This is a genomic window from Micromonospora sp. MP36 (genome assembly GCF_008119785.1).
GTDB lineage: Bacteria > Actinomycetota > Actinomycetes > Mycobacteriales > Micromonosporaceae > Micromonospora.
The window spans coordinates 1-15023 of sequence record NZ_VSFA01000141.1; the positions used below are offsets into that span (position 1 = coordinate 1).

Annotated in this window: 14 protein-coding genes; 6 read left to right on the forward strand and 8 right to left on the reverse strand. The window is 73.1% G+C overall.

Features of this window, described 5'->3' with window-relative positions:
* The 5 genes from FXF52_RS37265 to pgl all read left to right on the forward strand — a co-directional run.
* Positions 1-463, forward strand: a 463-nt coding sequence (locus FXF52_RS37265) for a transaldolase family protein (RefSeq protein ID WP_305069370.1), incomplete at its 5' end; no start/stop codon positions are given.
* Between the two features lie 15 nt (positions 464-478).
* Entirely contained in the window at positions 479-2125 is a 1647-nt protein-coding gene (locus FXF52_RS37270) for a glucose-6-phosphate isomerase (RefSeq protein ID WP_148804380.1), read from the forward strand.
* 38 nt (positions 2126-2163) lie between these two features.
* Positions 2164-3678 carry a glucose-6-phosphate dehydrogenase gene (gene zwf, locus FXF52_RS37275; protein WP_187413942.1) on the forward strand — a complete coding sequence of 505 codons (1515 nt, stop codon included), beginning with the start codon at positions 2164-2166 and terminating at the stop codon, positions 3676-3678.
* Positions 3679-3700: 22 nt separating this feature from the next.
* Complete coding sequence (locus FXF52_RS37280) at positions 3701-4717, forward strand: glucose-6-phosphate dehydrogenase assembly protein OpcA (RefSeq protein WP_148804382.1); 1017 nt, start codon at positions 3701-3703, stop codon at positions 4715-4717.
* Between the two features lie 86 nt (positions 4718-4803).
* Entirely contained in the window at positions 4804-5574 is a 771-nt protein-coding gene (gene pgl / locus FXF52_RS37285) for a 6-phosphogluconolactonase (RefSeq protein ID WP_148804383.1), read from the forward strand.
* A gap of 106 nt (positions 5575-5680) precedes the next feature.
* On the opposite strand, the gene FXF52_RS37290 is transcribed toward pgl, so the two are convergent.
* From FXF52_RS37290 to rapZ, 8 genes are all read right to left on the reverse strand, one after another.
* Positions 5681-6025 (reverse strand): RNA polymerase-binding protein RbpA, encoded by a 345-nt coding sequence (locus FXF52_RS37290; protein WP_148804384.1) that lies wholly within the window; start codon positions 6023-6025, stop codon positions 5681-5683.
* Positions 6026-6155: 130 nt separating this feature from the next.
* Complete coding sequence (gene secG / locus FXF52_RS37295) at positions 6156-6416, reverse strand: preprotein translocase subunit SecG (protein ID WP_148804385.1); 261 nt, start codon at positions 6414-6416, stop codon at positions 6156-6158.
* A 95-nt stretch (positions 6417-6511) separates the two neighbouring features.
* Positions 6512-7303: a triose-phosphate isomerase gene (tpiA, locus tag FXF52_RS37300; protein ID WP_148804386.1), complete on the reverse strand. Its 792-nt coding sequence runs from the start codon at positions 7301-7303 to the stop codon at positions 6512-6514.
* Positions 7303-8502, reverse strand: coding sequence for a phosphoglycerate kinase (pgk, locus tag FXF52_RS37305; RefSeq protein WP_148804387.1), 1200 nt, complete (start codon positions 8500-8502; stop codon positions 7303-7305). Before pgk ends, tpiA begins: the two co-directional genes overlap by 1 nt.
* 52 nt (positions 8503-8554) lie before the next feature.
* Complete coding sequence (gap, locus tag FXF52_RS37310; protein ID WP_148804388.1) at positions 8555-9559, reverse strand: type I glyceraldehyde-3-phosphate dehydrogenase; 1005 nt, start codon at positions 9557-9559, stop codon at positions 8555-8557.
* 267 nt (positions 9560-9826) lie between these two features.
* Positions 9827-10807: a DNA-binding protein WhiA gene (whiA, locus tag FXF52_RS37315; RefSeq protein ID WP_148804389.1), complete on the reverse strand. Its 981-nt coding sequence runs from the start codon at positions 10805-10807 to the stop codon at positions 9827-9829.
* 57 nt (positions 10808-10864) lie between these two features.
* Complete coding sequence (gene yvcK, locus FXF52_RS37320) at positions 10865-11839, reverse strand: uridine diphosphate-N-acetylglucosamine-binding protein YvcK (protein ID WP_148804390.1); 975 nt, start codon at positions 11837-11839, stop codon at positions 10865-10867.
* Positions 11836-12744 carry an RNase adapter RapZ gene (gene rapZ / locus FXF52_RS37325; RefSeq protein ID WP_148804392.1) on the reverse strand — a complete coding sequence of 303 codons (909 nt, stop codon included), beginning with the start codon at positions 12742-12744 and terminating at the stop codon, positions 11836-11838. Before rapZ ends, yvcK begins: the two co-directional genes overlap by 4 nt.
* A gap of 341 nt (positions 12745-13085) precedes the next feature.
* Between rapZ and recQ the strand changes: the two genes are divergently transcribed.
* The gene (gene recQ, locus FXF52_RS37330) at positions 13086-14939 is read left to right on the forward strand and encodes a DNA helicase RecQ (protein ID WP_148804391.1); all 1854 of its coding nucleotides are present in this window, start codon (positions 13086-13088) and stop codon (positions 14937-14939) included.
* Positions 14940-15023 lie beyond the last annotated feature (84 nt).

Sequence of the window (15023 nt, forward strand, 5' to 3'; positions counted from 1 at the left end):
GCGGTACTGCGAGGTCTTCGCCTCCGACCGGTGGCAGGCCCTCGCCGATGCCGGGGCCCACCCGCAGCGCCCCCTCTGGGCGTCCACCTCGACGAAGAACCCGGACTACCGGGACGTCATGTACGTCGAGGAGCTGATCGCCCCCGGCACGGTGAACACCATGCCGGAACCGACCATCCACGCCTTCGCCGACCACGGCGAACTCCGGGGCGGCGACACCGTCACCGGCTGCTACGACGACGCCCGCAAGGTCTTCGCCGACCTGCAGGCGGTCGGCGTGGACATGGCCGACGTGGTCGCCGTCCTCGAGCGGGAGGGCGTGGAGAAGTTCGAGGCGAGCTGGGTGGAACTGCTCGACGGGGTGAAGAAGTCCCTCACCGAGGCGGCCAAGGGCACCGGGCATCCGGGCAAGGCCGCCAAGGGCAGCGCGACGGCGGCCGAGCGGGCCGGGGGCAACGCGTGACGAACGGCGCCCGCCGTGAGTGACCTGCTGGCCAGCCCGGCGGACATCGCCGCCGGGCTGGCCGTACACGGCGCGGACCCGGTCGACCGGTCCGCGCCGGCGTCGGTGCGCGCGGCCCTGGTCGCCCGGGACGTCCCCGCCCGGCTCGCCGCGAAGGACCCGACCCTGTGGGGCCCCGACGCGGAGGCGACGGCGCGGGTCCGGCTCGGCTGGCTGGACACCCACCACCGCAGCCGGGAGCTCCTCCCCCAGCTCGCCGAGCTGACCGACGAACTGGCCGACCTCGACCACGTGGTGCTCGCCGGGATGGGCGGCTCGTCGCTCGCCCCCGAGGTGATCGCCCGTACCCTCGGCCGGCCGCTCACCGTGCTGGACACCACCGACCCCGGCCAGGTCCGGGCGGCCCTGGCCGACCGGCTGGAGCGGACCGTGGTGGTGATCTCCAGTAAGTCCGGCACGACCGTCGAGACCGACAGCCACCGGCGGGCGTACTGGCAGGCGTTCCTCGACGCCGGGATGACCGAGGCGGAGGCGGCGCGGCACTTCGTGGTGGTCACCGACCCGGGTTCGCCGCTGGCAGCGACCGCGGCGGAGGCGGGGCTGGTCACCATCCCCGCCGACCCCGAGGTGGGCGGGCGATACTCGGCGCTCACCGCGTTCGGGCTGGTCCCCTCGGCGCTGGCCGGGGTACCGGTGACCGACCTGCTCGACGACGCCGACGCGCTCGCCGGGTCGCTGGGCCGGGACCGGGACAACCCCGGGCTGGCCCTCGGCGCCGCCCTCGGCGTGGCGGCCACCACCGGCCGGGACGTGATCGCCCTGACCTCCGACGGCACCGGCGTCGACGGGCTGGGTGACTGGGTCGAACAGCTGCTCGCCGAGTCGACCGGCAAGGCGGGCGTGGGCCTGCTGCCGGTGGTGGTGGAGGCCCCGGACGCCCCCGGCGCCACCGGCCCGGACGTGCTCACCGTCAGCTACGGCGGCGCGCTCGGCCCCGGGGTGGCGCCCGGCGCCGGCAGCGCGGACGTGGCGGTCAACGGCCCCCTCGGCGCCCAGTTCCTGACCTGGGAGTACGCCACCGCGATCGCCGGGGCGGTGCTGGGGGTCGACCCGTTCGACCAGCCCGACGTCGCCGAGAGCAAGGAGCACACCGCGCGCCTGCTCGCCGCCGGACCGCCGGCGGAGGCGCCGTCGTTCACCGAGGGCGCCATCGAGGTGTACGCCCCGCCCGGCGCGCCGGCCGACCTGGCTGCGGTGCTGCGCCGGCTGCTCGACGGGCTGGGCGACGACGGGTACCTGGCGGTGACGGCGTACCTGGACCGGCGCGGTGACGCGGCGGTGGCCGGGCTGCGACCCGTGCTGGCCCGGGCGACCCGCCGCCCGGTGACCTTCGGGTGGGGCCCGCGCTTCCTGCACTCCACCGGGCAGTACCACAAGGGCGGCCGGCCGGTTGGGAGCTACCTTCAGGTGACCGGCGCGGTCATCGACGACCTACCGGTGCCCGGCCGCCCGTACACCTTCGGGGAGCTTCAGGCGGCCCAGGCCGCCGGCGACCGGCAGGCCCTGGCCAACCGGGGGCGGCCGGTGCTGCGACTGCACCTGACCGAGCGGGCGACGGGCATCGCCCAGCTACTGGATGCGGCCGGACGGACACGGACGTGACGATGGATGATGTGACATCAGCGGAGCGAGGAGGCGGCATGAACCCGCTGCGCGACCCTCAGGACCGGCGGCTGCCGAGGATCCCGGAGCCGTGCGCTCTGGTGATCTTCGGGGTGACCGGTGACCTGGCCCGCAAGAAGCTGTTGCCGGCGGTCTACGACCTGGCCAACCGGGGGCTGCTGCCGCCCGGTTTCGTGGTCCTGGGCTTCGCCCGGCGCGACTGGGGCGACGGCGACTTCGAGTCGCTGGCCTACGAGGCGGCGAAGAAGCACGCCCGCACCCCGTGGCGGGAGGAGGTGTGGGCGCGGCTGGCCGGGCACATCAAGTTCGTCGGCGGCTCGTTCGACGACGACACCGCGTTCGACCAGCTCGCCGACACGATGGACGAGCTGCGCGACTCGCACGGCATCCCCGGCAACGCCGCCTTCTACTTCTCCATCCCCCCGGCGGCCTTTCCCGTGGTGCTCAAGCAGCTCGCCCGTACCGGCATGGCGGACAATGCCAAGTCGGGCGGCTGGCGGCGGGTGGTGGTGGAGAAGCCGTTCGGCCACGACCTGCCCTCGGCGAAGGCGCTCAACGACCTGGTCGACGACGTCTTCACCCGCCAGGACGTCTTCCGGATCGACCACTATCTGGGCAAGGAGACGGTCCAGAACATCCTCGCCCTGCGGTTCGCCAACAACCTCTTCGAGCCCCTGTGGAACTCGAAGTACGTCGACTCGGTGCAGATCACCATGGCCGAGGACGTCGGCATCGGCACCCGGGCCGGGTTCTACGACTCGGCCGGGGCGGCCCGGGACGTGTTGCAGAACCACCTGCTCCAGCTCCTCGCCCTGGTGGCCATGGAGGAGCCGACCAGCTTCGACGCCGACGAGATCCGGACCGAGAAGCTGAAGGTGCTCAAGGCCATCACGGTGCCGAAGGACGTGGCCCGGGACACCGTCCGCGGCCAGTACCTGCCCGGCTGGGTGGGCGGCGAACGCGCCGTCGGCTACCTGGAGGAGAAGGGCGTCCCGCCGGACTCCACCACCGAGACGTACGTGGCGGTGAAGCTCGGCATCCAGAACCGGCGGTGGGCGGGGGTGCCGTTCTACATCCGGGCCGGCAAGCGGCTGCCCCGGCGGGTCACCGAGGTGGCCATCATCTTCAAGAAGGCGCCGCACCTGCCGTTCAACCCGGCGGACGTGGAGTCGCTCGGCAGCAACCAGCTCGTCATCCGGGTCCAGCCGGACGAGGGCGTGGTGCTGAAGTTCGGCTCGAAGGTGCCGGGCACCGCCATGGAGGTCCGGGACATCGCGATGGACTTCCAGTACGGCGAGGCGTTCACCGAGTCCAGCCCCGAGGCGTACGAGCGGCTGGTGCTGGACGTGCTGATCGGCGACCGGACGCTGTTCCCGGACGCCGCCGAGGTGGAGCAGAGCTGGCAGGTGATCGACCCGTTGGAGCGCGCCTGGGCGGACACCAAGCCCGAGTCGTACCGGGCCGGCGAGTGGGGGCCGCGGGCGGCGGACGAGATGCTGGCCCGCGACGGCCGATCCTGGCGGCGGGCATGACCGAGCAGACCGGGAGGATCCGTTGATCGGGCTGTGGGACACCACCGGCAACGAGGTGGTCAAGGCGCTCGCCGCCGAGCGGCGCAGCGCGGGTGGAGTGGCCAGCGGCATGGCGCTGAGCCTGATCGTGGTGGTGGACGAGAAGCGGGTCCGGGAGGCGGAGGCGGCGGCGACCATAGCGGCCGCCGCCCACCCGTGCCGGCTGCTCGTGGTGGTCCGTTCGGACGTCGAGCGGGACCGCAACCGCCTGGACGCGGAGATCGTCGTCGGCGGCCGGCTCGGCCCGTGCGAGGCGGTGGTGATGCGGATGTACGGCCGGCTCGCGCTGCACGCCGAGTCGGTGGTGCTGCCGCTGCTGGTGCCGGACGTACCGGTGGTGACCTGGTGGCACGGCGAGCCGCCGGAGGAGATCGCCACCGACTACCTCGGTGTGGTGGCCGACCGGCGGATCACCGACGCGGCGCAGGCCGCCGACCCGGTCGCCGCGCTGCGGCAGCGCGCCGTGGACTACGCCCCCGGCGACACCGACCTGGCCTGGACCCGGATCACTCCGTGGCGCACCCTGGTGGCCGGGGCGTTCGACACCGCCCAGGCCAAGGTCACCGAGGCGGCCGTGGTGGCGCCCGGGTCCGACCCCACGGCGGCGCTGATGCGCGGCTGGCTCGCGTCCCGGCTCGGCATCGACCCGGCCTGGCTGCGCACCGACGAGTTCCCGCGGATGCGTGAGGTGCAGCTGCGCTGCGCCAACGGCGACCAGCTGACGCTGACCCGGGACGACAACGTGGCGACCTTCCTGCGTACCGGCCAGGAGGACCGGTCGCTGCCGCTGGTCCGCCGCCCGCTCGGCGACGAGCTGGCCGAGGAGCTGCGCCGCCTCGACGCCGACCAGGTGTACGCGGAGGCGCTCGGCGCCACCGCCGGCATCTCCGGGCTGGAGGACCGTCCGAGCCAGCGGGTGCACGTGTGGAAGGACCCGGCGACCGCCCAGCGGGCCGAGGCCGGGATCACCGCGCACGCCGGCGCCACCGCCCACGAGTGAGCGGACCGGGGGCGGCACCGGCCGCCCGACGGTTCGGACAGCACCGGTGACCGCCGCGGGGCGGTCGGAGCACGAAGGCACGATGGATGAGTGAGGCGAGTGTCGCCGTACACGCCGACGCCGACCTGCTGGCGCAGGCGGTGGCGGCCCGGTTGGTGGTGAAGCTGCTCGACGCGCAGGCGGAACGGGGCCAGGCGTCGGTGGTGCTGACCGGCGGGCGGATCGCCGCGGCGGTCTACCGGGCGGTGGCGGAGCTGCCGGCCCGGGACGCCGTCGACTGGTCCCGGGTCGACGTCTGGTGGGGCGACGAGCGGTTCCTGCCGGCCGGTGACCCCGAGCGCAACGAGACGCAGGCCCGGTCGGCGCTGCTGGACGTGGTGCCGCTGGATCCGGCGCGGATCCATCCGATGGCGCCCTCCGACGGGCCGGCCGGCAACGACCCGGAGGCGGCCGCCGCCGGTTACGCGCAGGAACTGGCCCGGGCGGCCCGGCCCGGCACCGCCGCGCTCCCCCACTTCGACGTGCTGATGCTCGGCGTCGGGGAGGACGGGCACGTGGCGTCGGTCTTCCCGGAGCACCCCGTGCACCACGACACCCGGCCGGTCAGCGCCGTACGCGGCAGCCCGAAGCCGCCGCCGGTGCGGATCACGCTGACCCTGCCGGCGATCAACACGGCCGAGGAGGTCTGGTTGGTGGCCGCCGGCGCGGACAAGGCCCGGGCGGTGGGCATGGCCCTCGCCGGGGCCGGTCCGGTGCAGCTTCCCGCGGCCGGGGTGCACGGGGTGTCCCGTACCCTCTGGCTGCTCGACCGGGCGGCGGCGGCCGACGTGCCGCCCCGCCTGCGCAGCCTCCGCTGAGGTGTAAGGGAGGGCCCGCCCGACCACCAGGGGCGACGCGCCGGCCCCGGTCAGGCCCCGTCGCGGCGGCGTAGCGGCCGACCACTAAGGGCGACGCCGACCCCGGTCAGGCCCCGTCACGGCGGCGGCGTAGCGCGTCGAGGGCCTCGGCGAGGAGGGCCTCCCCCTGCTCCGGGGTGCGCCGCTCCTGCACGTACGCCAGGTGGGTCTTGTAGGGCTCCGAGCGCGGCCGGCCGGGCGGGTTCCCCGGGTCCGGGCCGGCGAGCTGGCCGCAGCGGGGACAGTCCCAGGCCTCCGGCGCCTCCGCGTCGGCGGCGATGAGGAACTGGACCTCATGGGCGTTGCCGCACCAGTAGGTGACCGGCCGGCGCGGGGCCGGCTCGTACCGCTGGTCGAAACGCTCGGGTGCGGACCCCGTCCGGGTGCCGCGGATCACGTGGTCACTGGGCACGGCTGCTGGCTCCTGTCGTCGGAGGGGACCGCCGCTCGGGGTGGGCGGCGGGCGACGCGGTGCAGCGAAAACAAATCTGCGCGCGGTCCGTGACGGACCGCGCGCAGATTGTACGACTCGACGCGCTGGCTCAGGCGCCGCTGCTCAACTGGAGCCGGAGCCAGAGCCCGATCCCGACGATGCACGCGAACCAGATGATCCCCACCAGAACGGTGTAGCGGTCGAGGTTCTTCTCGGCCACCGAGGAGCCGGCCAGGCTGGAGCTGACACCCCCGCCGAACATGCTCGACAGCCCGCCGCCCTTGCCGCGGTGCAGGAGGATCAGCAGCGTGAGCAGGATGCTCGTGATGACCAGCAACACGATCATCGTGTAGGCGAACCAGATCGGCATGGCGGGGGTCTGTCCTCTCGTTGCGATCACTGCCCGTCGGAGTCGGGCACGGCGGCACCGACCGACGGACGGGCAGCGTCAAGGATAGCGAGCGATCAGCGAGCGATGTGCTCCGGGAACCGGCAGATCTGCGCGAATTCCTCGGCGTCCAGGCTGGCGCCGCCGACCAGGGCCCCGTCCACGTCCGGCTGCGCCATGATCGCGGCGATGTTCGTCGCCTTGACCGAGCCGCCGTAGAGGATGCGGACCTGCTGGGCGGTGGCCTCGTCGAAGCTCTCGCCGAGCCGCTTGCGCACCTCGCCGCAGACCTCCTGGGCGTCCTCCGGGGTCGCCGTCTTGCCGGTGCCGATCGCCCAGACCGGCTCGTACGCCACGACGACCTTCGTGACCTGCTCCGCGGTGAGCCCCCGGAGCGCGCCGTCGAGCTGGTCGCAGCAGTGCGGCACGTGCCGGAGCTGCTCCCGGACCTCCAGCCCCTCGCCGATGCACAGGATCGGGGTGAGCCCGTTGGCCAGGGCGGCGTTGACCTTGTCGTTGACCAGCGCGTCGTCCTCGTTGTGGTACTGCCGCCGCTCGGAGTGGCCGACCACCACGTAGGTGCAGCCCAGCTTGGCGAGCATCGGCCCGGAGATGTCCCCGGTGTACGCGCCCGACTGGTACGGCGACAGGTCCTGCGCGCCGTAGCCGATCAGCAGCTTGTCACCGTCCACCGCGGTCTGCACGGTGCGCAGGTCGGTGAACGGCGGCAGGACCACCGTCTCGACCTCGGTGAGCTGCTTCTCGGTGAGGCTCGCGGCCAGCTTCTGCACCAGCAGGTTGGCCTCGAGGTGGTTCAGGTTCATCTTCCAGTTGCCGGCCATCAGTGGCCGGCGGGTGGGGCTAGCCATCACTTCTCCAGGGCCGCGATGCCGGGGAGGGTCTGGCCCTCCAGGTACTCCAGGGAGGCGCCGCCGCCGGTGGAGATGTGATCGAACGCCGACTCGTCGAGCCCGAGCGTCCGCACCGCCGCCGCGGAGTCACCGCCGCCCACCACGCTGAACGCGCCGGACTTCGCGATCGCCTCGGCGACCCCGCGGGTCCCGTTGGCGAACGCGGCCATCTCGAACACGCCCATCGGGCCGTTCCAGAACACCGTCCGCGCCTGCTTGAGGGCGGCGGCGAACCCGGCCACCGTCTCCGGGCCGATGTCCAGCCCGACCCGCTTGTTCGGGATGCCGTCCACCCGGACGGTGTCGTGCTCGGCGTCCGGCGCGAAGGCGACCGCAGCCACCACGTCGACCGGGAGCATGATCTTGCCCGGCTCGCGCTCCATCAGGTTGCGGCAGGTCTCGACCATCTCCTCCTCCAGCAGCGAGCTGCCCACCTCCAGGCCCCGGGCCTTGAGGAAGGTGAAGCACATCCCGCCGCCGATGAGCAGCCGGTCGACCTTCGGCAGCAGCGCCTCGATCACCGCGAGCTTGTCGGAGACCTTGGAACCGCCCAGCACCACCACGTACGGCCGCTCCGGCGCGCCGGTCAGCTCGCTGAGCACCTCCACCTCGCGCAGCACCAGCCGGCCGGCGAAGTGCGGCAGCCGGGCCGGCACGTCGTAGACGCTGGCGTGCTTGCGGTGCACCGCGCCGAAGGCGTCGTCGACGTACGCGTCGCCGAGGGCGGCGAGCTGGTCGGCGAAGGCACCCCGCTCGGCGTCGTCCTTGCTGGTCTCCCCCTTGTTGAAGCGGAGGTTCTCCAGCAAGGCGACCTGGCCGTCGGCGAGCCCGTCCACGCAGGCGCGGGCCGAGTCGCCCACGGTGTCCTCGGCGAAGTGGACCGGCGCACCGAGCAGCTCACCCAGCCGCCCGGCCACCGGGCGGAGGCTGAACTGCGGGTCCGGCGCGCCCTTCGGGCGGCCCAGGTGCGAACAGACGACCACCTTGGCACCGGCCTCGACCAGCGCGCTCAGGGTCGGCAGGACGGCCCGGATCCGGCCGTCGTCGGTGATCTCCCCGGTCTGCTTGTCGAGCGGGACGTTCAGGTCGGCGCGCACCAGCACGCGCCGACCTGACACCCCCTCGGCGAGCAGGTCGTCGAGGTTACGGATGCTCACAGAGCCAGCCCTCCGTTCGTGACTGCGGGGCTCGCCAGCTCACCCCTCGCACTCACAGGGAGCTACCCACCAGCTTGACCAGGTCGACCAGGCGGTTCGAGTAGCCCCACTCGTTGTCGTACCAGCCGACGACCTTGACCTGGTTGCCAATCACCTTGGTCAGCGGCGCGTCGAAGATGCACGACGCCGGGTCGGTGACGATGTCGGCGGAGACGATCGGGTCCTCGTTGTAGACCAGGATGCCCTTGAGCGGGCCGTTCGCGGCGGCCTTCATCGCGGCGTTGACCTCGTCCACGGTGGTCTCCCGGCCGACCGTGACGGTCAGGTCGGTGGTCGAGCCGGTCGGGATCGGCACGCGCAGCGCGTAACCGTCCAGCTTGCCCTTGAGCTCCGGCAGGACCAGGCCGATCGCCTTCGCGGCGCCGGTCGAGGTCGGCACGATGTTGAGCGCGGCGGCCCGGGCCCGGCGCAGGTCCTTGTGCGGCGCGTCCTGCAGGTTCTGGTCCTGGGTGTACGCGTGGATGGTGGTCATCAGACCCTGCTGGATGCCGAACGTGTCCTGCAGGACCTTCGCCATCGGGGCGAGGCAGTTGGTGGTGCAGGAGGCGTTCGAGATGATGGTGTGCTTGGCCGGGTCGTACTGGTCCTGGTTGACGCCCATGACCACGGTGACGTCCTCGTTCTTCGCCGGAGCGGAGATGATGACCTTCTTGGCCCCGCCGTCGATGTGCGCCTTGGCCTTGGTGGCGTCGGTGAAGAACCCGGTGGACTCGATGACGACGTCGGCGCCGACCTCGCCCCACGGCAGCTTGGCCGGGTCCTTCTCGGCGTACGCCTTGATGGTGTGGCCACCCACGCTGATCTCGTCGTCGGTGGCCTTCACCTCCTGCGGAAGGCGGCCCAGGATGCTGTCGTACTTGACAAGGTGGGCGAGCGTCGCGTTGTCGGTCAGGTCGTTGACCGCCACGACCTCGACGTCAGCGCCGGACGCCAGCACTGCCCGGAAGAAGTTGCGGCCGATCCGGCCGAAGCCGTTGATGCCAACCCGGATGGTCACAGGTCCCATCTCCTCGCGTTCTGGTCCGCCGGCGTCAGACCCGGGCCGGCGGAATGGTGTGCGCCGACCGTTGGAGCCGGCCGTTGACGGTTCATCTCGGCCGCCCCGCCGCGGTCTTCGGAGACCTGACCGCCCGAGGCGGTGAGCACGGCGAGGAGTGCCTGTGCCGGCCCCCTTGCCGTACGCAGCGACCTTATCCGAGCGTGCGGCGTCGCGCTGCGGCGGGTGGTGCGGAAACCGCCGGCGGGGTGACGCCTCACCGTCCTATCAGACCACGAGCATGTCCGGCGTGACGGCCGCTTCCGTATCCGGGATGCCCAGGTCGCGGGCCCGCTTGTCGGCCAGCGCGAGGAGCCGGCGGATCCGGCCGGCGATGGCATCCTTGGTCAGCGGCGGGTCGGCCAGCGCCCCGAGCTCCTCCAGCGAGGCCTGCCGGTGCTCCAGGCGCAGCCTACCGGCCGAGGTGAGGTGATGCGGGGCGTCGTCGGCGAGGATCTCCAGGGCCCGGGTGACCCGCGCGGCGGCGGCCACCGCGGCCCGGGCCGAGCGGCGCAGGTTGGCGTCGTCGAAGTTGGCCAGCCGGTTGGCGGTGGCCCGGACCTCCCGGCGCACCCGCCGCTCCTCCCAGGCCAGCACGCTGGAGTGGGCGCCGATACGGGTGAGCAGCGCGGCGATCGAGTCCCCGTCCTTGACCACCACCCGGTCCACCCCCCGGACCTCGCGGTTCTTGGCGGTGATGCCGATCCGCCGGGCCGCGCCGACGAGGGCGAGGGCCGACTCGGGGCCGGGGCAGGTGATCTCCAGGGCGCTGGAGCGACCCGGCTCGGTGAGCGAGCCGTGAGCCATGAACGCGCCCCGCCACGCGGACACGGCGCAGCAGACGTTGGCGGCGACCACGTGCGGCGGCAGGCCGCGCACCGGGCGGCCCCGGACGTCCAGCAGACCCGTCTGGCGCGCCAGCGCCTCGCCGTCCTTGACCACCCGTACGATGAAGTGGCTGCCCTTGCGCAGCCCGCCGGAGGCGAGCACGTGGATCTCGCTCGGATAGCCGTAGACCTCGGCGATCTCCCGCCGCAGCCGCCGGGCGACCGCGCCGGTGTCCAGCTCCGCCTCGACCACCACGCGACCCGACACGATGTGCAGGCCGCCCGCGAAGCGCAGCAGAGCCGCCATCTCCGCCCGCCGGCAGCAGGGCTTGGGCACGTCGACCCGACTCAGCTCGTCCTTGACCGCCGCCGTCATCGCCATAAAGTGCGCCCCCTCAACGACCGGTTCCCGGCGTGTCGCCGGTGATTACGTACGTGTCTAACGATCGGCGCCCAGGACAGGCACCAGCGCGGCGCCCAGGGCGGCTGGATCATGACGGGGCGTGCCGTCCAGGACGGCGACGGGGGCGAGGACCAGCCGGGCACCCAGCGATTCTGCCGCACCGGCCACCGCCCCGGGGTCACCCACCGCCGTGGAGTCCGCCAGCACCATGTCCACCTTCAGCTCGGGCAGATAGCGCCGCAGGGTGTCCAGATGGTCGGCCAGGGAGAGCCCGAGGGTCTCCTTTTCCGCCACCAGGTTGAGCGTGACCAGCCGCCGGGCCGGGCTGGAGACGATCGCGTCGGCCAGCTCCGGCACCAGCAGGTGGGGCAGCACGCTGGTGTACCAGCTGCCCGGCCCGAAGATCAGCCAGTCGGCCGCGCGTACCGCCGCGACCGCCTCCGCGCACGCGGCCGGCGCGGACGGGGTGAGCCGCAGCGACTCCACCCGGCCGGAGGTGACCGCCACCTGGTGCTGGCCGCGCACCGTGCGTACCTCGTCGGGCTGGCCCGGGTCGGCGCCGCGCACCCGGGCCTCGATGTCGACCGGCTGGCAGGTCATCGGCAGCACCCGGCCGACCGCGCCGAGCATCGCGCCGGCGTGGTCGAGCGCGGCCACCGGGTCGCCGAGCAGCTCCGTCAACCCGCTGATCAGCAGGTTGCCGACCGCGTGCCCGGCCAGGGAATCGCCCGCCTCGCCGCCGTCGGCGACGGCGAAGCGGTGCTGGAACAACGCCGCGCTGCGCCGGGTGGCCGGATGATCGCCGGCCAACGCGACCAGCGCCTGCCGGAGGTCGCCCGGCGGCAGCCCGCCGCGCTCGGCCCGCAGCCGACCGCTGGAGCCGCCGTCGTCACCGACCGTGACCACCGCGGTGATGTCCAGGTCCAGCTCGGGTACGCAGTGCCGCAACGCCCGCAGGGACGCCGAGAGCCCGTGCCCGCCGCCGAAGGCGACCACCCTGGTCGGGATCATTCCCGCCCCAGGTCCCGGTGCTGGGCGTGGGCGGCGATGCCGGACTGGCGCAGCCGGGCGGCCAGCTCCTCGGCGATCGCCACGCTGCGGTGCTTGCCGCCGGTGCAGCCCACGGCGACGGTCAGGTAGCGCTTGCCCTCCCGCTCGAAACCGGCGGTGGTGGCGTTGACCAGGTCCGCGTAGCCGGCCACGAAGGCGTCGGCACCCTCCTGGCCCAGCACGTACGCGCTGACCGCCTCCTCGCGCCCGGTGTGCTCGCGCAGCTCCGGCACCCAGTACGGGTTGGGCAGGAACCGGGCGTCCATCACGAAGTCGGCGTCCGGCGGGAGGCCGTACTTGAAGCCGAAGGAGAGCACGGTGATCCGCAGCCGACGGGAGTCCTCCCCGCCGAACAGCTCCTCGACCCGGCGACGCAGCTGGTTGACGTTCAGGTGGCTGGTGTCGATGATCACGTCGGCCTGGTCCCGGGCCTCCTCCAACAGGGCGCGCTCGACGGCAATGCCGTCGGCCAGCCGCCCGTCACCCTGCAACGGGTGCGAACGCCGGACGCTCTCGAACCGGCGGATCAGCACCTCGTCGTCGGCGTCGACGAAGACCACCCGGGGCTGGAAGCCACGCTCCCGCAGCTCCCGGATCGCCCCCGCCAGGTCGGTGGAGAAGGCGCGGGAGCGGACGTCCAGCACCATGGCCGTGCGCCGAGCCGCGCCGCCGGCCTTGAATGCCAGCTCGGCCATGTCCAGCATGAGAGCCTGGGGCAGGTTGTCGACCACGTAGTAGCCCACGTTCTCCAGCGCCCGGGCCACCGTGCTGCGGCCACCGCCGGAGAGCCCGGTCACCACCACCAGGGTGGTCTCCGCCTCGGCCGGTGCCGGCCGTCCGAGGGCTGTCTCCGTATCGGTCGGCACCAGGTCACCCGGCGTCCGCGCCTCGCTCACCTGTTCCCCCCAAGCCGTGCCGCCGCGGCCGTTCGGCCGCGCGTGGTCAGTCAGCGACTTTAACGGCTGCGACCCGGGCGGGGATTCCACGGGGTGACGACCGGAACACCTCCTTGTCCGGTTTGTCGTCGTCTTGGCACTGGTTTCCCCCGGTCCCGACCGGACCGGTCGCACTTCCGACAGCGTCAGCGGTCACTCACGGTCCGCGACGTCCGCGCATCGGTCGGTCGGCCCGCCGGATCCGCGCCGCCCCGCCGGCGGCACGCTCGCCGGGGCCCGGCGATGTCGGGGAACGCTCGTAGACTGCGCGGATGGTCTCCCCCACCGATCAGCGGACCGAGGACGCCCTGCAGGTGCTCCGTCGGGTGTTCGGCTACGACACATTCCGGGGCTTCCAGCAGGAGGTCGTCGAGCACGTGGTGGCCGGCGGCGACGCGCTGGTGCTGATGCCGACCGGTGGCGGCAAGTCACTCTGCTACCAGATCCCCGCGCTGGTCCGGGACGGCGTCGCGGTGGTCGTCTCGCCGCTGATCGCGCTCATGCAGGACCAGGTCGACGCGCTCACCGCCGTCGGCGTCCGCGCCGGCTTCCTCAACTCGACCCAGGAGCCGGGCGAGCGGCGGCGGGTGGAGGCGGCCTTCCTCGCCGGCGAGTTGGACCTGCTCTACCTCGCCCCGGAGGCGCTGGCCGTCCGCGCCACGGTCGGTCTGCTCGAGCGGGGCCGGATCGCGCTGTTCGCCATCGACGAGGCGCACTGCGTCTCCCAGTGGGGGCACGACTTCCGCCCCGACTACCTCAACCTGTCGATGCTGCACGAGCGCTGGCCGGGGGTGCCGCGGATCGCGCTGACCGCCACCGCGACCAAGGCCACCCGTACGGAGATCGCCACCCGGCTGCAGCTCACCGACGCCCGGCACTTCGTGGCCAGCTTCGACCGGCCCAACATCCAGTACCGGATCGTGCCCAAGCGGGAGCCGCGCAAGCAGCTGCTGGGGCTGTTGCGTGACGAGCACCCGGGCGACGCGGGCATCGTCTACTGCCTGTCCCGCGCGTCCGTGGAGAAGACGGCCGAGTTCCTGGTGGCGAACGGAATCCCGGCGCTGCCCTACCACGCGGGGCTGGACGCGCGGACCCGGGCCGCCAACCAGCAGCGCTTCCTGCGCGAGGACGGGCTGGTCATGGTCGCCACCATCGCGTTCGGCATGGGCATCGACAAGCCGGACGTACGCTTCGTCGCCCACCTCGACCTGCCGAAGTCGGTCGAGGGCTACTACCAGGAGACCGGCCGCGCCGGGCGGGACGGCCTGCCGTCGACGGCCTGGCTGGCGTACGGGCTCCAGGACGTCGTCCAGCAGCGCAAGATGATCGAGACCTCGGAGGGCGACCTGGCGCACCGGCGCAACCTCGCCACCCACCTGGACGCGATGCTGGCCCTCTGCGAGACGGTCCGCTGCCGCCGGGCGCAGCTCCTCGAATACTTCGGCGAGACCGGCGCGGGCGGCTGCGGCAACTGCGACACCTGTCTCGCGCCCCCGGAGTCGTGGGACGGCACCGTCGCCGCGCAGAAGCTGCTCTCCACCGTCTACCGGCTCGACCGGGAACGCAACCAGCGGTTCGGCGCCGGGCACAGCATCGACATCCTGCTCGGCAAGCGCACCGACAAGATCGACCAGCACGGCCACGACTCGCTGAGCACCTTCGGCATCGGCACCGAGCTGCGCGAGGCGGAGTGGCGGGGCGTGGTGCGGCAACTGCTCGCCGAGGGCCTGCTCGCCGTCGAGGGCGACTACGGCACCCTCGCCCTGACCGAGGCGAGCGCCGAGGTGCTGGGCCGCCGGCGTACGGTCACCATGCGGCGGGAACCGGAGAAGCCGGTGTCCACCCGGTCGGCGAAGCCCCGGGGCGCGGCCACCGTCGTCGCCGACCTCACCCCCGCCGCGGCCCCGGTGTTCGACCGGCTACGGGCCTGGCGGGCGGCCACCGCCAAGGAGCAGGGCGTGCCCGCGTACGTCATCTTCCACGACGCGACCCTGCGCCAGATCGCCACCGAGGCACCCGCCTCGCTGACCGAGCTGTCCCGGATCAACGGCGTCGGCGAGAACAAGCTCGCGAAGTACGGCGAACACATCCTCGCCGTACTCGCCGAGGCCGACGCGCCGGCCTGACCGCCCCGGATACGCCGAACGGCCGGCCCCTGGGTGGGGCCGGCCGCTGGTGGGTGTGACGAAGGGCCGACCCCTTGTGGGGGT